This is a genomic window from Chromobacterium fluminis, from assembly GCF_011602385.1.
GTDB lineage: Bacteria > Pseudomonadota > Gammaproteobacteria > Burkholderiales > Chromobacteriaceae > Chromobacterium > Chromobacterium fluminis.
In genome coordinates this window covers 1-22,139 of the sequence record NZ_JAAOMA010000008.1, presented here as the reverse complement: position 1 = coordinate 22,139, position 22,139 = coordinate 1, and the positions used below count along the sequence as shown (strand labels likewise).

The window sequence follows — 22,139 nt, the reverse complement described above, 5'->3', positions numbered from 1 at the left end:
GCGCCGCGCCGACGCGGGCTGAGAGCGGACAAGCCAATGCCGGCTAAGCCGGCATTTGATGAATAGTTTAACGATATCCACGCCAAACGCCAGCCCAAACGGTCGGGGGGAGGCGATGCCGCCTCCCCCCGAGCTTGTCCGTCGCCGTAGTCTTAAAACCTGTTCACGATCTCGCGAGCTAAGACGAGACAAGGCGTTGCTGCTGAAGAAGCGGAGTGCACAAGTGGTACATGAGCATTCTGAAGCCGTACTCACCGTGGGGCATCTCACGAAGCGCAGCAGATCGTGCGCAGCGATGCGCGTGACCCAAACAAAACGCGAGGCCAAGGCCTCGCGTTTTCATTGGTCCGCCGTCCGGCTCAGCACTTGCAGTCGTCGGCGTTGACCTGGCGGTACAGCTCGATCAAACGGCGGGTGGAACTGTCGTGCTCGGCGTGCTTGAGCTTGCCGGTCAGTTCCGCATGTATGGTCTTGGCCAATTGCTTGCCCAGTTCCACGCCCCACTGGTCGAAGCTGTTGATATGCCAGATCACGCCCTGAACGAAGATTTTGTGCTCGTACAGCGCGATCAGCGAGCCCAGATTGCGCGGGTTCAAACGGCTCATCAGCAGGGTGTTGGTGGGGCGGTTGCCGCCGAACACCTTGTGCGGCACCAGCGCTTCCAGCGCCTCGCCCTTGAGGCCCTGCTCCTTCAGCTCGGCGCGCACCTCGTCCGCGGTCTTGCCGCGCATGAAAGCCTCGGCCTGCGCGAACACGTTGGCCAGCAGGATTTCATGGTGGCCGGGCAGGCTGGAACAGTTTTGCACCGAGGCGATCAGGTCGATCGGCGAAATGTGGGTGCCTTGATGCAAGAGTTGGAAGAAGGCGTGCTGACCGTTGATGCCGGTCTCGCCCCAGATGATGGGAGCGGTTTCGAAGTTCACCGGCTGGCCGTCCAGCATCACCTGCTTGCCGTTGGACTCCATGTCCAGCTGCTGGATGAAGGCCGGCAGGCGGTGCAGGTATTGATCGTAGGGTGCGATCACATGGCTGCCGCCGCCGTAGTAATTGATGTACCAGACCCCAATCATGGCCAGCAGCACCGGCATGTTCTGTTCGAACGGCGCGTTTCTGAAATGCTGGTCCATGATGTGGGCACCGTTGAGGAGTTCGGTGAAGTTCTCCTCGCCCAGATAGAGCATGATGGGCAGGCCGATCGCCGACCACAGGCTGTAGCGGCCGCCCACCCAGTCCCAGAATTCGAACATGTTCGACGGGTCGATGCCGAAATCCGCCACCGCCTTCTGGTTGGTGGACACCGCCACGAAATGCTTGGCCACCGCGCTTTCATCGCGCGAGCGCTGCAGGAACCAGTCGCGCGCGGTCAGCGCGTTGGTCAGCGTCTCTTGCGTGGTGAAGGTCTTGGACTCCACCACGAACAGCGTGGTCTCGGAATGAACCTTCTTCAGCGTTTCCTTGAGCTGGGCGCCGTCCACATTGGAGACGAAGTGCATGTTCAGCCGCGGGTGGCCGAAGGGCTTGAGCGCGCTACAGACCATCAACGGGCCCAGGTCCGAGCCACCGATGCCGATGTTGACGATGTCGGTGATGGGCTGGTTGGTATAGCCCAGCCATTCGCCGGAGCGCACCGCGTGAGCGAACTTGCCCATGCGCTCCAGCACCGAGTTGACCTTGGGCATCACGTCCTCGCCGTCCACATGGATGGGCGAGTTGGTGCGGTTGCGCAGCGCCACGTGCAACACCGCGCGGTTTTCGGTGCTGTTGAGCTTCTCGCCCTTGAACATGGCCTTGATCTTGGCCGGCAGCCCGGACTCGCGCGCCAGCTGCATCAAGCCCTTAAGGGTGTCGTCGGTAATGCGGTTTTTGGAATAGTCGAGGAACAGGCCGCCCACCTCCAGCGCATAGCGCTCCGCTCGCTCCGGATCGGAGACGAACAAATCGCGCATGTGCTGGTGCTTGGCCTCGGCAAAATGGTCCCATAGTGCCTGCCAGGCCGGCAGTTCGGTCAGTTCGCTCATGATGGTCAATCCTCTTCGGTTTTGTTGTCCAGCCTTCGGTTCTTCAGGCTGTGCTTGGTTTTTTCCAGCTGGCTGATCAGGCCCGGCCCGCGCTTGAGCGCCACGCTCACCGCCAGGATGTCGATCTGCACCAGGTGCACGATGCGCGAAATCATCGGGCTATAGGTTTCATTGTCTTCCAATGTGTCGGCGATCAAGGCCACGGTGGCGCGGCGCGCCAGCGGCGAGCCGCTGGTGGTCAGCGCCACCACGCTGGCGCCGGCGGCCAAGGCCACGTCCACGGCTTCCAGCAACTCCATCGTGCGGCCGGAGCTGGAAATCGCCACCAGCACGTCGCCCGGGCCCAGCACCGACGCCGCCATCATCTGAATGTGGGTGTCGGAATAGGCGACGGTGGGGATGCCGAAGCGGAAGAATTTGTGCTGGGCGTCGGCGGCGATGATGCCGGAGTTGCCCAGGCCGTAGAATTCGATGCGGCGCGCGTCGGTCAGCAACCTCACCGCGGACTCTATCGACTGCGGATTGACATCGTTGCGGCACTTGAGCAGCGCGGACACGGTGTTGTCGAATACCTTGGCGACGATTTCCGAGGTTGGATCTTCAGGGCGCACGCTGGAGTGCACATAGGGCACGCCGGTGACCAGGCTGCCGGCCAGTTTCAGTTTGAAATCCGGCAGGCCGGAACAGCCCACGGTACGGCAAAAGCGGATCACGGTGGGCTGGCTGACGCCGGCGTTCTTGGCGATGTCGGCCACCGCCGCCTGGATCACGGTGTAAGGCTGTTCCAGCACCAGCTCGGCCACTTTGCGCTCGGCCGAGGACAGGATCTCCAATTGGCTCCTGATACGTTCAAGCATGTATTTACTCTCCTGCCGCGCCGTCGTCAGGATGCGCCCGGGGTCGGGCGCGGGCGCTCGCCAGTTCGGCCGCCAGATGGGCGGCCACGCCCGGCAAGGCCGGGTAGGAGCTGACGATCAGATAGACCGGAATCGCGGCCAGATAGCCGGACATCCGTCCCTTATCCTCGAAGCGGCGGCGGAATGGTGATTGTTCAAAAAAACCGCGTAGACGCGGCACGATACCACCACCTAGATACACGCCGCCACGGGCGCCGAGATTCAGGGCCAGATTCGCCGCCGCGCCGCCCAGCATGCCGCAGAACACTTCCAGGGTTTCGCGGCAGCGCGGACAGGCGCCGGACAAGCCGCGCGCGGTGACCTCGGCCGGGTCCAATTCCGCGGCCGTTTCGCCTGCGCGCTCGCACAAGGCTTGGTAAATCAAGGGGATGCCGGAGCCGGATAGCAGCCGTTCGGCGGACACGTGGCCAAAGCGCCGCATCGCGTGACGCCAGATATCGGCCTCGCGCTCGTCAAACGGGGCGAAGCCGACGTGGCCGCCCTCGCCGGACAAGGGCGCATGGCCGCCCGGATAGGGAATCAGCGCCGACACGCCCAGGCCGGTGCCGGGGCCGATCAGCGCCAGCGGCGCGCCGGCCTCCGCCTCGCCGCCGCCGATTTGCAGCAGTTCGCTGGCCGGCAGATGCGGCAGGGCCAGCGCCAGCGCGGTGAAATCGTTGATCACCAACAACGTGGTCAGGCCCAGCGCCCGGCGCGTGGCCTCGATGGAGAAGGCCCAATGGTGATTGGTCATCTGCACCCAGTCGCCCAGCACCGGGTTGGCGATGCCGAAAGCCGCGTGGGCGACCGCGCGCGCGCCGGCCAGGTCCAGATAGGCGCGCACCGCGTCCAGCAGCGTGGGATGGCCGGCGCAGGGCAGCACCTCGATGTCCTCTATCACGCCGGGCGCGGTTTCCAGCGCGAAGCGGGCGTTGCTGCCGCCGATGTCGGCCAGCAGCCGCGGCCATTGCTCAGGCAGACCAGTAGACATCCAGCTCCACCTTGTTCTGGGCCAGGAAATGGCTGATGGGCAGCGCGTCGCTGACGCCCTTGGCGGCGGCGTCCAGCACCTGACGCTTCTTGTCGCCCTGGATGGACAGAATCAGACAGCCGGCGCGCAAGAGCGCGGCGTAGCTCATCGACACCCGGCGGTGCGGCGCGGTCTTGGGCGTCACCGCCAGGAAGGCCGCGGCGGACGCCGGGTCCAGCCCGGCCGTCAGCTCGTCGGTGCCGGGGAACAGCGAGGCGGTGTGACCGTCTTCGCCCATGCCCAGGATGGCGACGGTGGGCGGAACGAAGCCGGCGTTGGCGCGCGCCACCTCGGCGTCGATGTCCGCGGCGTCGCCGACCAAAGGCAGAAAGCCCGCCTCCACGGCGCGGTCGCGCAGCAAGTGGGCGCGCACCAGCGCGGCATTGCTGTCCGGATGGCTGTCCGGCACGAAACGCTCATCCACCAGGGTGACGGTCACCTTGGACCAGTCTATCGCCATGGTGCTGAGCATGTGGAAGAAGGGAATCGGCGATTTGCCGCCGGATACCGCCAACACGGCGGCGCCCTGACTGGCGATGGCGGCGGATAGCCGCGAGGCCACGCTATTGGCCAGCGCGGTGGACTGTTGCTCGCTATCGGAAAATTCTACGCAGTTCATCAGCGGCGCTCCGCGGGTAAGAAGTTAAGGTCAAGCATCGCAGCCCCGAGATCGAGACGCGCGGCAAACGGTCAGCATGGAGCAGCCATCGTCGCGAGCGTCTCGAGGTCGAAGCGAGACGCGCAGCCGTACGGTAGTACGGCGAGCACCGCAGCATTCGAGATCGGGACGCGCAGCAAACGGTCAGCATGGGACAGCCATCGTCGCGAGCGCCTCGAGATCGAAGCGAGACGCGCAGCCGTACGGTAGTACGGCGAGCATCGCAGCATTCGAGATCGGAACGCGCAGCAAACGGTCAGCATGGAGCAGCCATCGTCGCGAGCGGCCCAAGGTCGAAGCGAGACGCGCAGCCGTACAATGGTACGGCGAGCACCGCAGCATTCGAGATCGGGACGCGCAGCAGATGGATCAGCATTCCTCGTGCCAGCCTATCCCATCGCGCGATAGCAAAGCGCTGGACGCCGCCGGACCCCAGGTGCCGGCGGTGTACTGCTTGGGCGGCAGATTGCTGCTGCGGCTCCAGCTGTCCATGATGGGTTCTACCCAGCGCCAGGCTTCGATCAATTCATCGCGGCGCATGAACAGCGCCAGCTTGCCGCGGATCACGTCCAGCAGCAGGCGCTCGTAGGCGTCGGCGCGGCGCACTTTGAAGGCTTTGTAGAAGTCCAGGTCGAGATAGGCCGGCTGCAAGCGCATATTGTCGCCCGGTTCCTTGGCCAGGAAGTACAGGCGGATGCTTTCTTCCGGCTGCAGGCGGATCACCAGCCGGTTGGCGGTGTGGCTGCCGCTCATCGGGCCGTTGAACAGCTGGTGCGGCACGTCGCGGAAGTTGATGACGATCTCGGCTACCCGCTCCTGCATCCGTTTGCCGGTGCGCAGGAAGAAGGGCACGCCGGCCCAGCGCCAGTTGTCGATCTCGGCCTTGAGCGCGACGAAGGTTTCGGTCTGGCTGTCGGCGGGGATGCCTTGCTCGTTCAGATAGCCCACCACCGGCTGGCCGCCCACGGCGCCGGCCTTATATTGGCCGCGCACGGTCTTGGCCGCCACGTCCTGCTCGCTGAACGGGCGTAGCGCCTTCAGCACCTTGAGCTTTTCGTCGCGCACCGCGTCGGCTTCCATATTGGCCGGCGGCTCCATCGCCACGATGCACAGCAGTTGCAGCAGGTGGTTCTGCACCATGTCGCGCAGCGCGCCGGTGCCGTCGTAGAAATCGCCGCGGCTGCCCACGCCCAAGTCTTCGGAGATGGTGATCTGCACGTCGTGTATCCATTCGCGCCGCCACAGCGGCTCGAACAGCGCGTTGGCGAAGCGGATCGCCATCAGGTTCTGCACCGATTCCTTGCCCAGGTAGTGGTCGATCCGGTACAGCTGCTCTTCCTTGAAGAAGCGCGCCACGTCGTCGTTGATCTCGTTGGAGGAATCCAGGTCGGTGCCCAGCGGCTTTTCCAGCACCACGCGCACATTGCCGCTATTGAGGCCCACCGCCGCCAGGTTCTCGCAGATGCCGGCGAACAGATTGGGCGCGGTGGCCAGATAACAGACCACCACGCGGCCGTCGTCGCCCTTGAGCTTGTCCGCCAGCGCCGGGAAATCCCGCGGCTGCGAGGCGTCCACTTTCAGGTATTCGATCCGCGCACAGAAGCTGTCCCAGGCGGCGGCGTCGAAATGGGCTTTGACGTGCTGGCGCGAGTTCTTCTCGACAAAGGCCAGGTAGTCGTCGCGGCTCAGTTCCTTGCGGCCCAGCGCCAGGATGCGGCCCTGCTGATTGAGCAGGCCGGCCGCGTGCGCCTGATACAAGGAGGGCAGCAGCTTGCGCATCACCAGATCGCCGGCGCCGCCGAACAACACCATATCGAAGGCCGGGGTTGGCGTAGTACGGGTATCCATCCTGATCTTCCATCTCGAGATGTTTGTAGATGTAGTTATATTACCACCAGCTTTTGCCTTGTCCATGTCATCACGCTGACGCAGGCCGCTTTTGCAACACCTTTTGCCTCAAAGCAAACAATTCTCTCAATCGCAGCAACGGCGGGTGTTGCCCAGCGTCGCCGGGCGTATCATGGCCAGACGGCGCTGGAGCGCGTCTTGCATTTTGAGTGTAGTAAAACTACTATCAACCCACTTCAACACGGAACGTCATCATGGCCTTGCATTCCACCCTGTCCGCCGTTACCGAGCGCATCGTCAACCGGAGCCAGGCAACGCGCGCCGCCTACCTGGACCGCTTGCGCGCAGCAGCCCATCAGGGAAGGGTGGAGCGCTCGCAATTGTCGTGCACCAACTTGGCTCACGCCTTTGCCGCCATGCCCGACGGCATCAAGATACATCTTAAGGAAGAACACCGCCCCAATCTGGCAATCGTTTCTTCCTACAACGACATGCTGTCCGCCCACCAGCCGCTGGAAACCTATCCGGCGCAGCTGAAGGAAGCGGCGCTGGCGGCCGGCGCCACCGCTCAGTTCGCCGGCGGCGTGCCGGCGATGTGCGATGGCGTGACCCAGGGCCAGCCGGGCATGGAGCTGTCCTTGTTTTCGCGCGACATCATCGCGATGAGCACCGCGGTGGCGCTGTCCCACCAGATGTTCGATGCCGCGCTTTATCTGGGCGTGTGCGACAAGATCGTGCCTGGCCTGCTGATAGGCGCGCTGTCCTTCGGCCACCTGCCGGCGGTGTTCGTTCCCGCCGGCCCGATGACCACCGGCATCGCCAACGATGAAAAAGCCAAGGTGCGCCAGTTGTACGCCGAAGGCAAGGTGGGCCGCGACGCGCTGCTGGAATCCGAATGCCAGTCCTACCACGGCCCCGGCACCTGTACTTTCTACGGCACCGCCAACTCCAATCAGATGCTGATGGAGATCATGGGCCTGCACCTGCCCGGCGCCGCCTTCGTCAATCCGGGCACCCCGCTGCGCGAGGCGCTGACCCGCGCCGCCGCCCATCAAGCGGCCCGGATCGCCGCCCAGGGCAAGGCCTTCACTCCAGTGGGCGAGATGATAGATGAGAAGTCCATCGTCAACGCCATCGTCGGCCTGCTGGCCACCGGCGGCTCCACCAACCACACCATGCACATCGTCGCCATTGCCCGCGCCGCCGGCATAGCCGTGAACTGGGACGATTTCGACGAACTCTCCGCCGTGGTGCCGCTCTTGGTCCGCGCCTACCCCAACGGCAAGGCCGACGTGAACCACTTCCACGCCGCCGGCGGCATGGGCTTCGTGATCCGCGAACTGCTGTCCGCCGGCCTGCTGCACGAAGACGTGGGCACCGTGGCGGGCCGCGGCCTGTCGCGCTACGCTCAAGAGCCGTGGCTGGACAACGGCGAGCTCAAATGGCGCGACGCGCCCACCGACAGCGGCGACGACAGCGTGCTGCGCACCGCCGCCGACCCCTTCTCCGCAGACGGCGGCCTCAAGCTGCTGTCCGGCAAACTGGGCCGCGCGGTGATCAAGGTGTCCGCGGTCAAACCGGAACACCGCTTGGTGGAAGCGCCGGCGCTGATCTTCCACGACCAAAACGACATGCTGGCCGCCTTCAAGCGCGGCGAGCTAGAAAAAGACTTTATCGCGGTGATCCGCTTCCAGGGGCCGCGCGCCAACGGCATGCCGGAACTGCACAAGCTGACCCCGGCGTTGAGCATTTTGCAGGAGCGCGGCTTCAAGGTGGCCCTGGTCACCGACGGCCGCATGTCCGGCGCTTCCGGCAAGGTGCCGGCCGCCATCCACGTCTCGCCGGAAGCCTTGTCCGGCGGGCCGATCGGCAAAGTGCGCGACGGCGACCCGATGCGGCTGGACGCCAATAGCGGCGAGTTGACCGTGCTGGTGGACGACGCCGAATGGGCCGCGCGCGAACAGGCGCAGGCCGACCTGACGCATAATGATTTTGGCATGGGCCGGGACTTGTTCGCGGTATTCCGCTCGGTGGCAGACCACGCCGAAGCCGGCGCCACCAGCTTCCGCCATCCCGACTTCCACCCCGCTTCTTGGAGAAAATGAATATGGACGCATTGACCCTGCTGCGCCAAGGCCCGGTTGTTCCGGTGATCATCGTCAACGACGCGGCCGTGGCCGTGGAGCTGGCCCAGGCGCTGGTGGCCGGCGGCGTGCGCGTGCTGGAAGTGACGCTGCGCACCAAGGCCGCGCTGGCGGCGATGCGCCGCATGCGCGACGAAGTGCCGGGCGCCATCGTGGGCGCCGGCACGCTGCGCACCCGCGCCCATGTGGAAGCCGCCATCGACGCCGGCGCGCAGTTCGGCGTCAGCCCCGGCTTCACCTCGGAGCTAGGCGCCGCCGCCCGCGCCGCCAATCTGACCTTGATTCCCGGCGTGGCCACCCCGTCCGAGGCGATGCGCGCCCAAGACGAAGGCTTCACCATCCAGAAATTGTTCCCGGCCGAGGCCGTGGGCGGCGTCAAGCTGCTCAAATCGCTGGCCAGCCCGTTTTCCGATCTGCGTTTCTGCCCCACCGGCGGCATCGACATCAAGAAAGCGCCGGAATACCTGGCGCTGCCCAATGTGCTGGCGGTGGGCGGCAGCTGGCTGACGCCGGACGACGCCATCGCCAACCGCGATTGGGACCGCATCACCCAGCTGGCGCGGGAAGCCAGCCAGCTGCAGAGGAATTAAACGACGTTGCTTCTTTACAGGGCCTCCCGGCCCTGTTTTTTTTGGGGCAGTCCGCCGCTGGCGCGCCCCTGTCCGGTTTTGTCCTTCCTTTCCCCCGCCAATTGCCTAAGCTCAAGGAGCAGGACTTCATCGCCGCCGGCCCACGCCCGCGCCGGCACCGTTGGGTCTGTTGACGCCTGTTTTTCCGCTGGAAAACAGGCGTCAACAGACCCTCATATTGGAGACCCATATGCAAGTGGCGGAAATATTTGAAAAAGCGTCGGGCAAGCTGCCCATGGTGCCTAAGGTGGTCCAGGAGCTGGTGGCCAGTTTTCACCGCACCGACGTGAACATCGATGAAATTACCGACAAGGTGGGACATGACCAGGTGTTGACCGCGCGCGTGCTGCGCCTGGCCAATACCGCGCGCTTCGGGGGCAGCCGACGCGTGGGCTCTCTAGACGACGCCATCATTCTGCTCGGCTTCGACAATCTCAGGGTGCTGGTGATCGCCTCCGGCGTCACCGGCGCCACGCTGGGCATCCAGGGCTTCGACATGAAAGCGTTCTGGCAGCGCAGCTTCGCGATGGCCAACGCCGCCAAGCGGCTGGCCAGGCTGGCCAAGCTGGACCCGCAACTAGGCTATACCTGCGGCCTGCTGTCCAATATCGGCGAACTGGTGCTCTATGTGGCGGTGCCGGAACAGGCGCTGCAGATAGACCGCATCGTCGCCGGCGGCGCCGACCGGGTGGCCACCGAGCGCATGCTGCTGGGCATGGATTTGACCGAGGTGGGAGCCGAGCTGGCGCGGCGCTGGAATTTTCCGGACGAAATCCAGGAGGCCATCTTCAATCAGCACGACCTGCTGAATGAGGAAGTGTCGCCGTACGCGCTGTTGATCGGCTTGGCGTCCTTCATGATTTCCGGCTTCTGCCACGAGATGAGCGAGGAAGACATGCTGGCCACCTTGCCGGCCAGCGTGATGGAACGCGCCGGCCTGCACCGCGAGGCGCTGGCGGAAGCGCTGCCGGAGTTGCGCGAGGCCTGCACCTCGCTGGACGAGATGTTCTAAGAAGCTGTTTACGATCTACTGCACATCGGCGATACAGCGTTGAAACTGCTCTAGGAACCGTCCAGCCGGACGCAAAAAAGGCGGCCTAGGCCGCCTTTCGCACGTCTCGCATTGCGGACTCAACCAGCCTGGCCACTCGCCTCGCCCGTCGTCTCCGCTTCGGTCTCCTCGTCCTCGGCGGCATCGACATGGCCGAGCACTCCGACGCAGCGCAGCTCGATCTCCTGCATCAGCTCGTCGATGCGAATCACCGACAGCTGGATGCGGTCGCCGCGCGCCAATTCCGGCAGGCCCGGGATGCGCACCCGCATCGGCAAGCCGTCGATACGCACCAGGTCCTCCTTGATGAAGGCGGCGGTAGGATTGGACACCCCTTCCTGACTGAACCAGCGCAGGCACCAGAAATGCTCCATCCGGTCCTGAAAGCCCAGGTAGGCGGAGTAAGTGGTGTCGAAATCGCGCAGGATGGCGAACAACATCGCGTCGCCTTGCTCGAACTGCGGCTTCTCCTCGCGGATCATCGACATCAGCTGGCGCTGGTTGATGAAGTCGGTGGCGCGGCGCAACGGCGATGTGGCCCACGCGTATTGAGCCACGCCCAAGCCGGTGTGCGGCTCGGGCCGCGTGGTCATCCTCACCTTGCCCATGCTCTGCGCGCGGTACATGCCGGGGATGTCGGCCTCGGCCAGCATCCGGCCCCACTCGCTGTTGGCCAGAATCATCAGCTCGGACACCAGCTTGTCCATCGGCGCGCCGCGTTTGCGCAAGGTGATCAACACCTTGCCGTCGACCACGTCGAAGTTGTAGTCCATCTGCACCGGCCGGGTCGGGTCGTATTTGCCGCGGCGCTTCTCCAAGGCCTCGGCGAATTGCCAGAACCAGATCAGCTCCTGCTTGAACGGATAGTCCACGCCCGGATCGCAAGCCAGCGTTTCTTCGTTGAAGAACTGCTCCAGCGCGGCGTGGCGCAGGTTGGCGGCGATATGCACCTTTTCAATGCGGTTTTCGTAGGCGACCGGCTCGAACTCCGGCGTCACCTCCACATAGAGGCTCAGCGCCGGGCAGTCGTGCCCTTCCTTCAGGGTGAACATGTCCACCAGATCGTCCGGCAGCATGGTGATCTTGTCGCCGGGGAAATACACGGTGGACAGACGGGACAGCACCAGCTTCTCCAGCGGAGAGCCTATCTCTATCCCCAGCGACGGCGCGGCGATGTGGATGCCCACGCGCTTATTGCCGTTGGGCAGGTCCTGCACCGACAAGGCATCGTCGATCTCGGTGGTGTTGGCGTCGTCGATGGAGAAGGCGCTCACCGGCGACAAGGGCAAGTCCTCCGGCAGCGCCGGCAACTCGTACTTGCCGAAGCCGCGGCCCTTGGGGAAGAACTCCAGCATGAAGCCGGCCATCAGGTAATCCGGCACCGAAGAGATGCCGCCCACCTTGTCCGCCAGCCGCAGCGGCGGCAGGCTCAGCTCGCGCGAGGCCTGGTCGAAGGCCTTGAACTCCAGCGTGTTCTTGTCGGGTTTCCACAACAGCGTCATCAGCTGGCCGCGGATCGCCTCCGGCAGTTGGCCGGCTTTCAGCTCCGCCACCCATTGGTCGATCTGCTCCTGCTCGCGCTTTTTGCGTTCCAGCCCGGCCAGCGCCGCCTTCAGCGCGTCTTCCGGCGCCTTCTTGTAGCGGCCCTTGCCCTTTTTGTAGAAATACATCGGCGCGCCGTACAGGCGCGACACGATGGCGGCGGCCTCCGCCGCCGACGGCGCGCGGCCCCAGTAATCGGCCGCCAACGCCTCATAGCCGAACTCGTCGTCCGGGCAGCATTCCCACAGGAAATCCAGGTCAATATCCGCGGCAAGTTGCTCTACTATGGGCAGAAAATCGCCCAATGCGGAACTAAACTCCAGAAAAACATTCGCGGCCTTGATCTTGGCGCGCTTGCCATGCTGGGTATCCACTTGCAGACTAGCGTCATTGCGCGAAACGATGCTGCCGACCTTAAAGCCGCCGCTCTCTTCGTAAAAAACGTTCATTAAAAATTTTTGCCAGGCCGTTGCAATCCAACGGCGAATTATAACAGCGCGCCCAAGGCGCGGCTTCAGAACTTGAATATCGGACAACCGGGTCCACCGGGGAACACTTGATCATGTCGCAACATCAGGCTTTCAAACAACGCGTGCATCTGGCGCAGGAAATCGATCGCATCGGCCACCTGCTGGTCACTCGCTGGGAACGACCGCTGGCCGCCCACCTGCTGTCGCTGATCCTGCGGCTGGAAGATATGGTGCGCGAGCAGGACCTCAACGAAATCACGGGGGAAATCCAAACCCTGTCGCGCTTGCTGCAGGGCTGGATCCAACAACCGCAGACCGCGCCGTCGGAAAGCGAACGATACAACCGCCTGCGCCACCACCTGGGCCTGGTCAGCCAGTTGGGCATGATGGAGCGCAAGGACGGCCTGCCGGAGATCGACTACGAGAAGCTGCTGAGCGGCGATCTGGTCACTCTCTATTTATGGCTGCCGCAAGACGTGGACGCCACGCCGCTGATCCAGCAGCTGTCTTGCTACGGCATCCACGCCAAAGTGATCCAGCAGGCGGCCAAACTGGCCCAAGCCTTGCAGGACATGGCGCCGGAAGCCGTGGTGGCCTTCACCGAATTCGCCGCCAACGACCCCATCCTCTTGCTGGCGCCCACCATCAGCAGCATCTGTCCGCTGATCCTGACCTCGCCGCTGCACGATTTCCAGGCTAGGCTGGCGGCGGTGCGCGCCGGCGCCGGCAGCCTGCTGGACTGGCCGCTGCAAGCGCATCAGCTGATAGATCAACTGAGCTTCGGAGATTTGGGCGAGAAACGCGAGCCCCTGCGCGTGCTGATCGTGGAAGACATGGAGTCGCTGGCCGGGCTCTACTCCAGCGTGCTCAACGCCCAGGGGGTGGAAACCCGAGAGGAGACCCAGCCGGAACGGGTGCTGGACATGATAGAGCAGTTCCGCCCGGACCTGATCTTGATGGACATGTACATGCCGCAATGCAGCGGCATGGAGCTGGCCAAGGTGATCCGCCAGCAACGGCTGCTGGACGGCATCCCCGTGGTGTTCCTGTCGGTGGAAAAACGCCAAGCGGTGCAGCTGGACGCGCTGACCCTGGGCATAGACGGTTTCCTGACCAAACCGGTGGCGCCTGAGGAGCTCATCGTCACCGTGATCAACCGCGCGCGCCGTTACCGCAAGCTGCGCTCCTACATCATCAACGACAGCCTCACCGGCCTGCTCAACCACTCCCATCTGCACGGCCAACTGGAGTACGGCATCCAGCGCGCGCGCCGCGATCAACGGCCGCTGTCGCTGGCCATGCTGGATCTGGATTTCTTCAAAACCATCAACGACAGCCACGGTCACCCGGCCGGCGACGAGTTGCTGATCAATCTGGCGCGCTTTCTCAAGGAACGGCTGCGCAGCAGCGACCTGGTGGGCCGCTACGGCGGCGAGGAGTTCGCCATCGTGCTGCCGGGCACGAATCAGACGCAGGCGCGTGAACTGATGGACCAATTGCGTCAGGACTTCAGCCAGATTCAGCAGCGCGCGCCGGACGGCGATTTCCGTCAGACCTTCAGCGTGGGCATCAGCTCGCTGGACACCGCCGGCAACAGCACGGAGCTGGTGCAGCAGGCCGACGAAATGCTGTACCGGGCCAAGGCCAACGGCCGCAACCGGGTGGAAACCATGCCAAGCTGAACCTGACGCGGGCAATGAAAAAGCCGGGGCGTCAAGGACGCTCCGGCTTTTTTCGCGCACGCTTAGAGCCTGTTCACGATCTCGCGAGCAAGAGCGAGATCGTAAACAGGCTCTTACACGCGGGTCATCAGGCCTCGGTCAGCACCAGGCGCACGCCCTGTTCTTCCAGCAGCTTGGTCACCGGCTCCGGCGGCAGCGCGTCGGTGAACACGGTGTGGAATTCGCTGATGTGGCCCATGCGCACCAGGGCGTTGCGGCCGAACTTGCTGTGATCCGCCGCCAGATAGCGGTGACGGGCGTTGGACATCATCGCCTGCGCCACCCGCACTTCGCGGTAATCGAAGTCCAGCAGCGAGCCATCCGGTTCAATGCCGGATACGCCGATGATGGCGTAGTCCACCTTGAACTGATTGATGAAGTCCAGCGTGGCCACGCCGGTGATGCCGCCATCGGACGCGCGCACCGTGCCGGAGGTGATCATCACCGTGAAATCCGGATTGGTGGACATGATGGAGGCAACGTGAATGTTGTTGGTGATCACCCGCAAGCCTTTGTGCGTGCTGGTCAGCGCCTGGGCCACAGCCTCTATGGTGGTGCCTATGCTCATGAACAGCGAGGCATGATCGGGAATGCTGCTGGCGATCATGTCCGCGATATGCGCTTTTTCGCTCTGGAATTTTCCTTTGCGCGCGAAATAGTCCTCATTCTCCACGCTGCTGCCCAAGGCGGCGCCGCCGTGGTAACGGCGCAACAAATTGGCCTCGCACAGCTGGTTGATATCGCGGCGAATGGTTTGCGGGGTGACATCGAGCAGTCTGGCCAGCTCTTCGATCGGCATGAAGCCGTTTTCGCGGACCAGCTGCAGAATCTTGTCGTGACGGGGTGAGCGGCTCATAACTATTCGGAATCGAAAATCACGTCACTTTAGTAACATATTTTGCGGGTCAGCGGCAAACAGAACCACTATTCCGACTTGATATCGGCCAATAGTGTTCGTTTATTGCGCATTTTTTACTCAGGAAGCCGGCTGGCCCTTCCGTCGCCCCCACAGGAAATCGCGCAACTGCTCCAGCGGCATCGGCCGCGCCAGCAGATAGCCCTGCAGGTAATGCACGCCGCTTTGCTGCAGATAGGCGCGCTGTTGTTCGGTTTCCACGCCCTCGGCCACCATGGAGATGCGCAGTTGCTTGGCCAGGTCGATGATCATTTCCAGAATGCGGTTGGCAATGGAATCGCTGCCTATCGCCGCCACGAACACGCGGTCTATCTTCAGATGGTCGGCGTGAATGCGGTTGAGTTCGGCCAGGCTGCTGTGGCCGGTGCCGAAGTCGTCGATGGCGATCTGCACCCGCATCCGTCGCAGCTCGGCCATCACCTGCTGGCTTTGCGGCGTCACCTGGATAGGCTCGCGCTCGGTCACTTCCAACACCAAGCGCGGCGGCGTCTTTGAGAAGTGTTGCAAAAACGCCTGGCAGTCCTCCACCAGCTGCGCATCTTGCAAATGGCTGGGCGACAGATTGAGCGCCACAAAGAAGCACTCGGGCAAGGACAGCGACTCCATGTCCGCGGCTACCCGCCGCATCAGGTAGCGGGTGATCTGGATGATCATGCCGGAGGCTTCCGCCACCGGGATGAACAAATCCGGCGGCGCCAGGCCCTGGCGCGGATGCTGCCAGCGCAGCAACACTTCCACCCCCATGCAGCGATGGCCGCAAGCGTCGAACACTGGCTGGTAGTAAGGCAGGAACTCCTGATTGCGCAAAGCCAGCAGTATCTCCCCGCTGACCGAGCCGCGCTTGCGCAGATAGCCCAGCAGCAGGGCCGCGCCCACCACGCCCACCGGCATCAACAACAACAAGGCGCGCAGCAGACGCGCCGACGCGCCGCGCCACAGGTACTCGGCGTCCACCCAGCTGTGCACCGCCAGCGGATAGTGCTGAGACGCCGCGATCACGCGCAGCACCGCGCTGCCCGGCACCTCGGCGACGCCCGGCAAGGTGGATTGCACCGCTTCCTTGTGGTTCAACACCAGCAACGAGCCGCTGTGGCCGTCGTCGGCCTGCCAGGGCAGCAAGGGGCTGAAATAGGCCAGCTCCACGCTGGCGACAATGCCCTGTCCCCGCTCTCCCAGCAAAGAACGCATCAGGAAGGGCCGCTTGGGATACAGGGGCCCGGAACCCTGGCGATGGATCAGCTGTTGCGGCGCCGACGGGGTGAAGGGCAGCACCGTGTCCTGCGCGCCCAGCACCGAGGTGCAGTACAGGCGGCGGCCGTCCATCAGCCCCAGCGAACGGATATAGGGGTCGAAAGCCGCCAGCGACACCAGTTTGCCGCGCGCCTGCGCGCAGGGCAGGCCGGCCAGCGGCGCGGCTTCGCGCAACGAGCGATCCACCTGACCAAACACCCGGTCCACGGAATTGACCGCGCGCCCCGCAGCGCTTTGCAGCTGCGCCTGCACATCCAGCTGGTAGCGGTTCCAGGTCAGGGGCAGGCCTATCGCCGCCGGCAACACGGCCACCAGCAAGACCAAGGCCCATTCCGCGGCGTTGAGGCTGCCGCGGAACTGATTGCCTCGGCTGATCAGGTGACGGAAGCGATGGCGACAAAACACATGGTTCCCCGGCGTGACTGAATGACAAGAAGCAGCCCGGCGTCCGGCCATGACGACGCGCGCCAATCCGCGACACGGCTGACGCTGGCGAGAACAGCATGGATGGACGGGGACTGCCAGGATGAGGGATAGGCGGGCATGGCCGCTCGGCGCGTGCCCGGCCGCCGTCGCGATTTTTCAAAGCTCCCGCAAGTCTGGCGCTAAAGATAACGGTTTAGCCGGAGACAGAAAAGCTAATTAGAAAGATTTATTTAATAAAATGTCTTTGATTGACTTGTATTTGATATAAATTGCCGCAATCAACGCAGCCCAAAACGCAATCAGGCCGCGCGCCGCCGGGGTGGGCGGGGCGCGGCCTGACGGCCATGCGGGGCGCTTAGCGCGGCTGCTGCAAGCGTTGGCGATGGCGCTCAATCTGCAAGCGCACTTGGCGCGGCGCGGTGCCGCCCACGTGGTCGCGCTGCGCCAGGCTGCCTTCCGGGCTCAGCACGGCGAACACGTCGTCTTCGATCAGCGGCGAGAACTCGCGCAGCTTGGCCAGCGATAGGTCGGCGATGTCCACGCCCTGCTGCTCGGCGTGGCGCACCGTCAGCGCCACTACCTCGTGGCTGTCGCGGAAGGGCACGCCCTTCTTCACCAGATAATCGGCCAGATCGGTGGCGGTGGCGAAGCCTTGCAGCACCGCCGCGCGCATCGCCTCCGGCTTGACGGTGACGCCGCGCATCATGTCCGCGTAGATGCGCAGGGTGTCGATCAAGGTGTCCGCGGTGTCGAACAGCGGTTCCTTGTCCTCCTGATTGTCCTTGTTGTAAGCCAGCGGCTGCGCCTTCATCAGCGTTACCAGCGCAATCAGATGGCCCACCACGCGGCCGGATTTGCCGCGCACCAGCTCCGGCACATCCGGGTTCTTCTTCTGCGGCATGATGGAGCTGCCGGTGCAGAAGCGGTCCGCGATGTCGATGAAGCCGACGCGCGGGCTCATCCACAGGATCAGCTCCTCGGACAGCCGCGACAGATGCACCATCACCAGGCTGGCGGCGGCGGTGAATTCAATCGCGAAATCGCGGTCGGACACCGCGTCCAGCGAGTTGTGGCAGACATCGTCGAAGCCCAGCAGCTGAGCGGTGTAATGGCGATCGATAGGGAAGGTGGTGCCGGCCAGCGCCGCCGCGCCCAGCGGCAGGCGGTTGACGCGCTTGCGGCAATCGCTCATGCGCTCGGCGTCGCGCGCCAGCATTTCCACATAGGCCAGCATGTGGTGGCCGAAGGTCACCGGCTGCGCCACCTGCAAATGGGTGAAGCCGGGCAGCACGGTTTCGGCATGCTGCTCGGCCAGGTCCAGCAGGCTGTGCTGCAGCTCGCCGATCAGGCCGACAATGGCGTCGATCTGCGCGCGCAGCCACAGGCGGATATCGGTGGCCACCTGGTCGTTGCGGCTGCGGCCGGTATGCAAGCGCTTGCCGGCGTCGCCGATCTTGTCGGTCAGCCGGCGCTCCACGTTCATGTGCACGTCTTCCAGATCCACGCTCCACTCAAAGCGGCCGGCGCGGATATCGTCCAACACTTCGCCCATGCCTCGTCGGATCGCTTCCAGGTCTTCGGAGGACAAGACGCCGGCGCGCTGCAACATGGCGGCGTGGGCCAGCGAGCCCTCGATGTCGAATTCGGCCAGTCGTCGGTCGAAATCCACCGAGGCGGTGTATTTCTTGACGAGTTCGGATACCGGCTCCGAGAAACGGCCGGACCAGGCGTGTTGATCTTGCATGGCAATGCTTTCTACGATGGCTGCGGACGAAAAACTTGGCGAAACCCCGGACACGCGCAACGCTGCCGGGAATCTCTTACTATGCCAGCGGCGAGCGCCTTCGGCCAGTGCGGGTTTTCCTTGCTATGATGCTGCTATCCTATTTCACCCCTCCCCGCGCCGCCATGCCGCTACCGCCCTCGCCCGACCTGCCCGACTACCGCAACCTGGGCGTGCTGCTGCGCGCGCTGCTGCTGCTGGGCCTGTTCCTGCTGGGCGGCCTGCTGCTGGACGAGGGCGGAGAACCGCTGCCCTGGCGCTTGCTGCGCCTGTCCAGCCTGCTCGTGCCCGGCGCCTTGCTGAGCCTGGGCCTGCTGGCCTTGCTGGGCCGCCGCCTCCACCACGGGCGCCGCGCCGCGCTGGCCGCCGCCGCCATCTGCCTATTGTCCTTCGCCTTCTGCGGCCGCCTGCTCAACCCGCTGGCGCCCATGCCCTGGGGCCAGGTGCTGCTGGCCGGCGCGGTGGGCGGGCTGATGCAGCACTACCTCAATCTGCGCGCGCGCGCGCTGTCCCCGGCCTTGTCCGAAGCGCGACTGATCGCGTTGCAGGCCCGCATCCGCCCCCATTTCCTGTTCAACAGCCTCAACGCCGCCATCGCCCTGATCGGCAAACAGCCTGACAAGGCGGAAATGGTGCTGGAAAACCTGGCCGACCTGTTCCGCGCCCAACTGGGCGACCCGGCGCGACAATCCACGCTGGGCCGCGAAATCGAACTGGCGGCCATGTATCTGGCGATCGAGGCCGAGCGGCTGGGCGCGCGCCTGCAAGTGAGCTGGGACGTGCAAGCGCCGCTGGACGCCGCGCTGCCGCCGCTGATCCTGCAGCCGCTGGCGGAAAACGCGGTGTTCCACGGCATAGAACGGCTGGCCGACGGCGGCGAGATCCGCATCCAGGCGCGCCAGCATGAGCAAGTGCTGGAGCTGACGCTGAGCAATCCGGTCAACCCGGAACCGGCGGCGGCCACATTCGGACACCACATGGCGCTGGACAACCTGGCCGAGCGGCTGGAGCTGTATTTCGACGCCGAGGCCTCGCTCAGCGTCCGGCTGGACGACGAACGCTACGTCACCCGCATCCGCCTGCCTTACCGCCCGGCGCCAACCCAGCAGCCGGGCTGAGAGCCTGTTTACGATCTGCTGCGCGTCGGCGATACGGCGTTGAAAACGACTTCAGAATGCTCATGTACCACATGTACATTCCGCTTCTTCAGCCGTTTTCGCCTTGTCTCGCTCTTGCTCGCTAGATCGTAAACACGCTCTGAAAGCCGTCTATACTGCCCTATCATCCACTTGAAACAGCTGATAGGGATATCATGGGAAAGAACCGGCTAGAAGCCTTCAGCGACGGCGTGCTCGCCATCATCATCACCATCATGGTGCTGGAGCTGAAAGTGCCGCACGACACCACTTGGACGGCGTTGCAGGACCGCTGGCCGGTCTTCCTCAGCTACGTGCTCAGCTTCATCTACGTGGGCCTGTACTGGAACAACCACCACCATTTCTATCACGCCATCCAGCGCGTGGACGGCCGCGTGCTATGGGCCAATCTGCACCTGCTGTTCTGGCTATCCCTCATCCCCTTCGTCACCGGCTGGATGGGGGAAAACCACTTCGCCCCGCTGCCGCTGGCCCTGTACGGCGTGGTGCTGCTGATGTGCGCGCTGGCCTGGTGGCTGATGCAGCAATCCCTGCTGTGCCTGCCCGGCAACCGCACCCGGCTGTCCGAGGCGCTGGGCAAGGACATCAAGGGCAAGATCTCCCCGCTGTGCTATCTGATCGGCATCGCCGCCGCCTTTTACTGGGAATGGCTGTCCGCGGCGATGTACGTGCTGATGGCTCTGATCTGGCTAGTGCCGGACCGGCGCATAGAGCGGCTGTTGGCCGAGAAATGAGGCCGTCTTCGTTCCATTAATAAACACTATCAAACAAATTGTAATTTAAGATTTAACAAAACTATCGTCAGTTCCGATAATGGCCGCTCCCTTAGTGAATGTCTTAAAAATTTATTGGGAGTCCAGATGAACGCTCTGACCTTTTCCGTGAACCGCAAGCTTTTCACCGTGGCGTTGGCTTGTAGCGCCGCTCTGACCCAGGCCGCCAACCTCACCCAAGACAACGGCGCGCCGGTGGGCGACAACCAGAACAGCCAAACCGCCGGCCCCAACGGCCCCACCCTGCTGCAAGACATTCAACTGCTGCAAAAGCTGCAGCGCTTTGACCGCGAGCGCATCCCGGAACGCGTGGTGCATGCGCGCGGCGTGGGCGCCGGCGGCGTCTTCGTCGCCAGCGAGGGCTTGCAGGACGTCAGCCGCGCCCTGGTGTTCCGCAAGGGCGAGCAAACCCCGGTGTTCGTGCGTTTCTCCACCGTGATAGGCAGCCGCGGCGCGCCGGAAACCGACCGCGACCCGCGCGGCTTCGCCACCAAGTTCTACACCGCGCAAGGCAACTGGGATCTAGTGGGCAACAACCTGCCGGTGTTCTTCATCCGCGACGCGATCAAGTTTCCGGACATGGTGCACTCGCTGAAGCCGGACCCGGTGAGCAATGAGCAAGACCCCAACCGCGTCTTCGACTTCTTCTCCCACCTGCCTGAATCCACCCACATGCTGACCCGGGTGTACTCCAACTACGGCACCCCGGCCAATTACCGCGAAATGAACGGCAGCAGCGTGCACGCACTGAAACTGGTGGCTGCCGACGGCCGCTCCCAATACGCCAAGTTCACCTGGAAATCGCATCAGGGCGAGCGCAACCTGCGCCCGGACGAACTGCCCAAGGTGCAAGGCCAATCGGTCGGCCACGCCACCGCGGACCTGTTGCAAAGCATCGAACAGAAACGCTACCCGTCCTGGGATTTGTACGTGCAATTGATCCAGCCTGAGGACATGAACCGTTTCGCCTTCAACCCGCTAGACCCCACCAAGGTGTGGACCGGCGTGGCGGAGCGCAAGGTGGGCACCATGACGCTGAACCAGGTGCCGGCCAACTTCTTCGAAGCCACCGAGCAAGTGGCGATGTCGCCGGCCAACTTGGTGCCGGGCATCGAGGCCTCGGAAGACCGTTTGCTGCAAGGCCGGCTGTTCTCCTATCTGGACACCCAGATGCACCGCGTCGGCACCAATTTCCAGGCGCTGCCGGTCAACCGCCCGCGGGTTGAGGTGGTGAACAACAATCAGGACGGCGCGCAAAACGCCTCCGGCCGTCAGGGCAGCGTCAATTACGAGCCCAGCCGGCTGGCTCCCAAGCCGCAAGACCCGCAGTTCAAGCACAGCCGCCTGCCCTTGCAGGGCAACACCCAGCAAGAGGCCATCGCCAAAACGCTGAACTTCCAGCAGGCCGGCGAGTTCTACCGCTCGCTGAGCGCGCAGGACCAGGCGGACCTGATTCGCAATCTGTCCGGCGACTTGGCCAAGGTGCGCAATGCCGAGACCCGCGATGTGATGTTGTCGCACTTCTACAAGGCGGACCGCCAGTACGGCGAGCGTCTGGCCAAGGCCTTGAAGGTGGACGCGAATGGGATTGAGCGCAGGGCGGCGCTGTTGCAGGAATAAGCGTAGCCGCTTGAGTGAAGCGGGGCGGCCCAAGGCCGCCCCGTTTTTTGCGTGCGCGCCGCGCCGTGGCAGCGGTGTCGGCGGGGTTTGGTGGGTATCGCCTACGGCTCCACCCACCCTACAAGACCGTCCGCCGTAGGGTGGGTGGAGCGCAGCGATACCCACGCGGAAACACGATGGAACCAATGCTTGGACCTTGGCGGCGG

Annotated in this window: 16 protein-coding genes; 7 read left to right on the top strand and 9 right to left on the bottom strand. The window is 63.9% G+C overall.

The window, feature by feature from the left end:
- Positions 1–359 precede the first annotated feature (359 nt).
- The 5 genes from pgi to zwf form a co-directional block, all read right to left on the bottom strand.
- A complete protein-coding gene (gene pgi, locus HA052_RS07580) occupies positions 360–2,018 on the bottom strand; it encodes a glucose-6-phosphate isomerase (RefSeq protein WP_166451454.1) in 1,659 nt (552 codons plus the stop codon).
- Positions 2,019–2,023: 5 nt separating this feature from the next.
- Entirely contained in the window at positions 2,024–2,875 is an 852-nt protein-coding gene (gene hexR, locus HA052_RS07575) for a transcriptional regulator HexR (protein ID WP_081549275.1), read from the bottom strand.
- A gap of 4 nt (positions 2,876–2,879) precedes the next feature.
- Positions 2,880–3,905, bottom strand: coding sequence for a glucokinase (locus tag HA052_RS07570; protein ID WP_081549273.1), 1,026 nt, complete (start codon positions 3,903–3,905; stop codon positions 2,880–2,882).
- Positions 3,886–4,563: a 6-phosphogluconolactonase gene (gene pgl / locus HA052_RS07565; protein WP_166451453.1), complete on the bottom strand. Its 678-nt coding sequence runs from the start codon at positions 4,561–4,563 to the stop codon at positions 3,886–3,888. Before pgl ends, HA052_RS07570 begins: the two co-directional genes overlap by 20 nt.
- Before the next feature lie 408 nt (positions 4,564–4,971).
- Positions 4,972–6,450, bottom strand: coding sequence for a glucose-6-phosphate dehydrogenase (gene zwf / locus HA052_RS07560; RefSeq protein WP_081549269.1), 1,479 nt, complete (start codon positions 6,448–6,450; stop codon positions 4,972–4,974).
- 254 nt (positions 6,451–6,704) lie between these two features.
- Here zwf and edd point away from each other — a divergent pair, with 254 nt between their 5' ends.
- The 3 genes from edd to HA052_RS07545 all read left to right on the top strand — a co-directional run bounded on the left by edd (position 6,705) and on the right by HA052_RS07545 (position 10,235).
- Positions 6,705–8,555: a phosphogluconate dehydratase gene (gene edd / locus HA052_RS07555; protein ID WP_166451452.1), complete on the top strand. Its 1,851-nt coding sequence runs from the start codon at positions 6,705–6,707 to the stop codon at positions 8,553–8,555.
- A gap of 2 nt (positions 8,556–8,557) precedes the next feature.
- A complete protein-coding gene (locus tag HA052_RS07550; protein ID WP_166451451.1) occupies positions 8,558–9,184 on the top strand; it encodes a bifunctional 4-hydroxy-2-oxoglutarate aldolase/2-dehydro-3-deoxy-phosphogluconate aldolase in 627 nt (208 codons plus the stop codon).
- Positions 9,185–9,413: 229 nt separating this feature from the next.
- Positions 9,414–10,235 (top strand): HDOD domain-containing protein, encoded by an 822-nt coding sequence (locus tag HA052_RS07545; protein WP_081549263.1) that lies wholly within the window; start codon positions 9,414–9,416, stop codon positions 10,233–10,235.
- A gap of 119 nt (positions 10,236–10,354) precedes the next feature.
- Here the strand turns inward: HA052_RS07545 and HA052_RS07540 are convergent, their stop codons facing one another.
- The gene (locus HA052_RS07540) at positions 10,355–12,265 is read right to left on the bottom strand and encodes a ribonuclease catalytic domain-containing protein (RefSeq protein WP_166451450.1); all 1,911 of its coding nucleotides are present in this window, start codon (positions 12,263–12,265) and stop codon (positions 10,355–10,357) included.
- A 113-nt stretch (positions 12,266–12,378) separates the two neighbouring features.
- Between HA052_RS07540 and HA052_RS07535 the strand changes: the two genes are divergently transcribed.
- Positions 12,379–13,968: a GGDEF domain-containing protein gene (locus tag HA052_RS07535; RefSeq protein ID WP_240937303.1), complete on the top strand. Its 1,590-nt coding sequence runs from the start codon at positions 12,379–12,381 to the stop codon at positions 13,966–13,968.
- Between the two features lie 127 nt (positions 13,969–14,095).
- Here the strand turns inward: HA052_RS07535 and HA052_RS07530 are convergent, their stop codons facing one another.
- The 3 genes from HA052_RS07530 to argH form a co-directional block, all read right to left on the bottom strand.
- Positions 14,096–14,863: a DeoR/GlpR family DNA-binding transcription regulator gene (locus tag HA052_RS07530; RefSeq protein WP_019103455.1), complete on the bottom strand. Its 768-nt coding sequence runs from the start codon at positions 14,861–14,863 to the stop codon at positions 14,096–14,098.
- Between the two features lie 120 nt (positions 14,864–14,983).
- On the bottom strand, positions 14,984–16,579 hold the full coding sequence (locus tag HA052_RS07525; protein WP_166451449.1) for an EAL domain-containing protein: 1,596 nt from the start codon (positions 16,577–16,579) through the stop codon (positions 14,984–14,986).
- A 376-nt stretch (positions 16,580–16,955) separates the two neighbouring features.
- Positions 16,956–18,344, bottom strand: coding sequence for an argininosuccinate lyase (gene argH / locus HA052_RS07520; protein ID WP_166451448.1), 1,389 nt, complete (start codon positions 18,342–18,344; stop codon positions 16,956–16,958).
- 125 nt (positions 18,345–18,469) lie between these two features.
- Between argH and HA052_RS07515 the strand changes: the two genes are divergently transcribed.
- From HA052_RS07515 to HA052_RS07505, 3 genes are all read left to right on the top strand, one after another.
- Positions 18,470–19,501 (top strand): sensor histidine kinase, encoded by a 1,032-nt coding sequence (locus HA052_RS07515; protein WP_166451447.1) that lies wholly within the window; start codon positions 18,470–18,472, stop codon positions 19,499–19,501.
- A gap of 194 nt (positions 19,502–19,695) precedes the next feature.
- Complete coding sequence (locus HA052_RS07510) at positions 19,696–20,274, top strand: TMEM175 family protein (protein WP_081549254.1); 579 nt, start codon at positions 19,696–19,698, stop codon at positions 20,272–20,274.
- A 126-nt stretch (positions 20,275–20,400) separates the two neighbouring features.
- The gene (locus tag HA052_RS07505) at positions 20,401–21,933 is read left to right on the top strand and encodes a catalase (protein ID WP_166451446.1); all 1,533 of its coding nucleotides are present in this window, start codon (positions 20,401–20,403) and stop codon (positions 21,931–21,933) included.
- Positions 21,934–22,139: the final 206 nt, after the last annotated feature.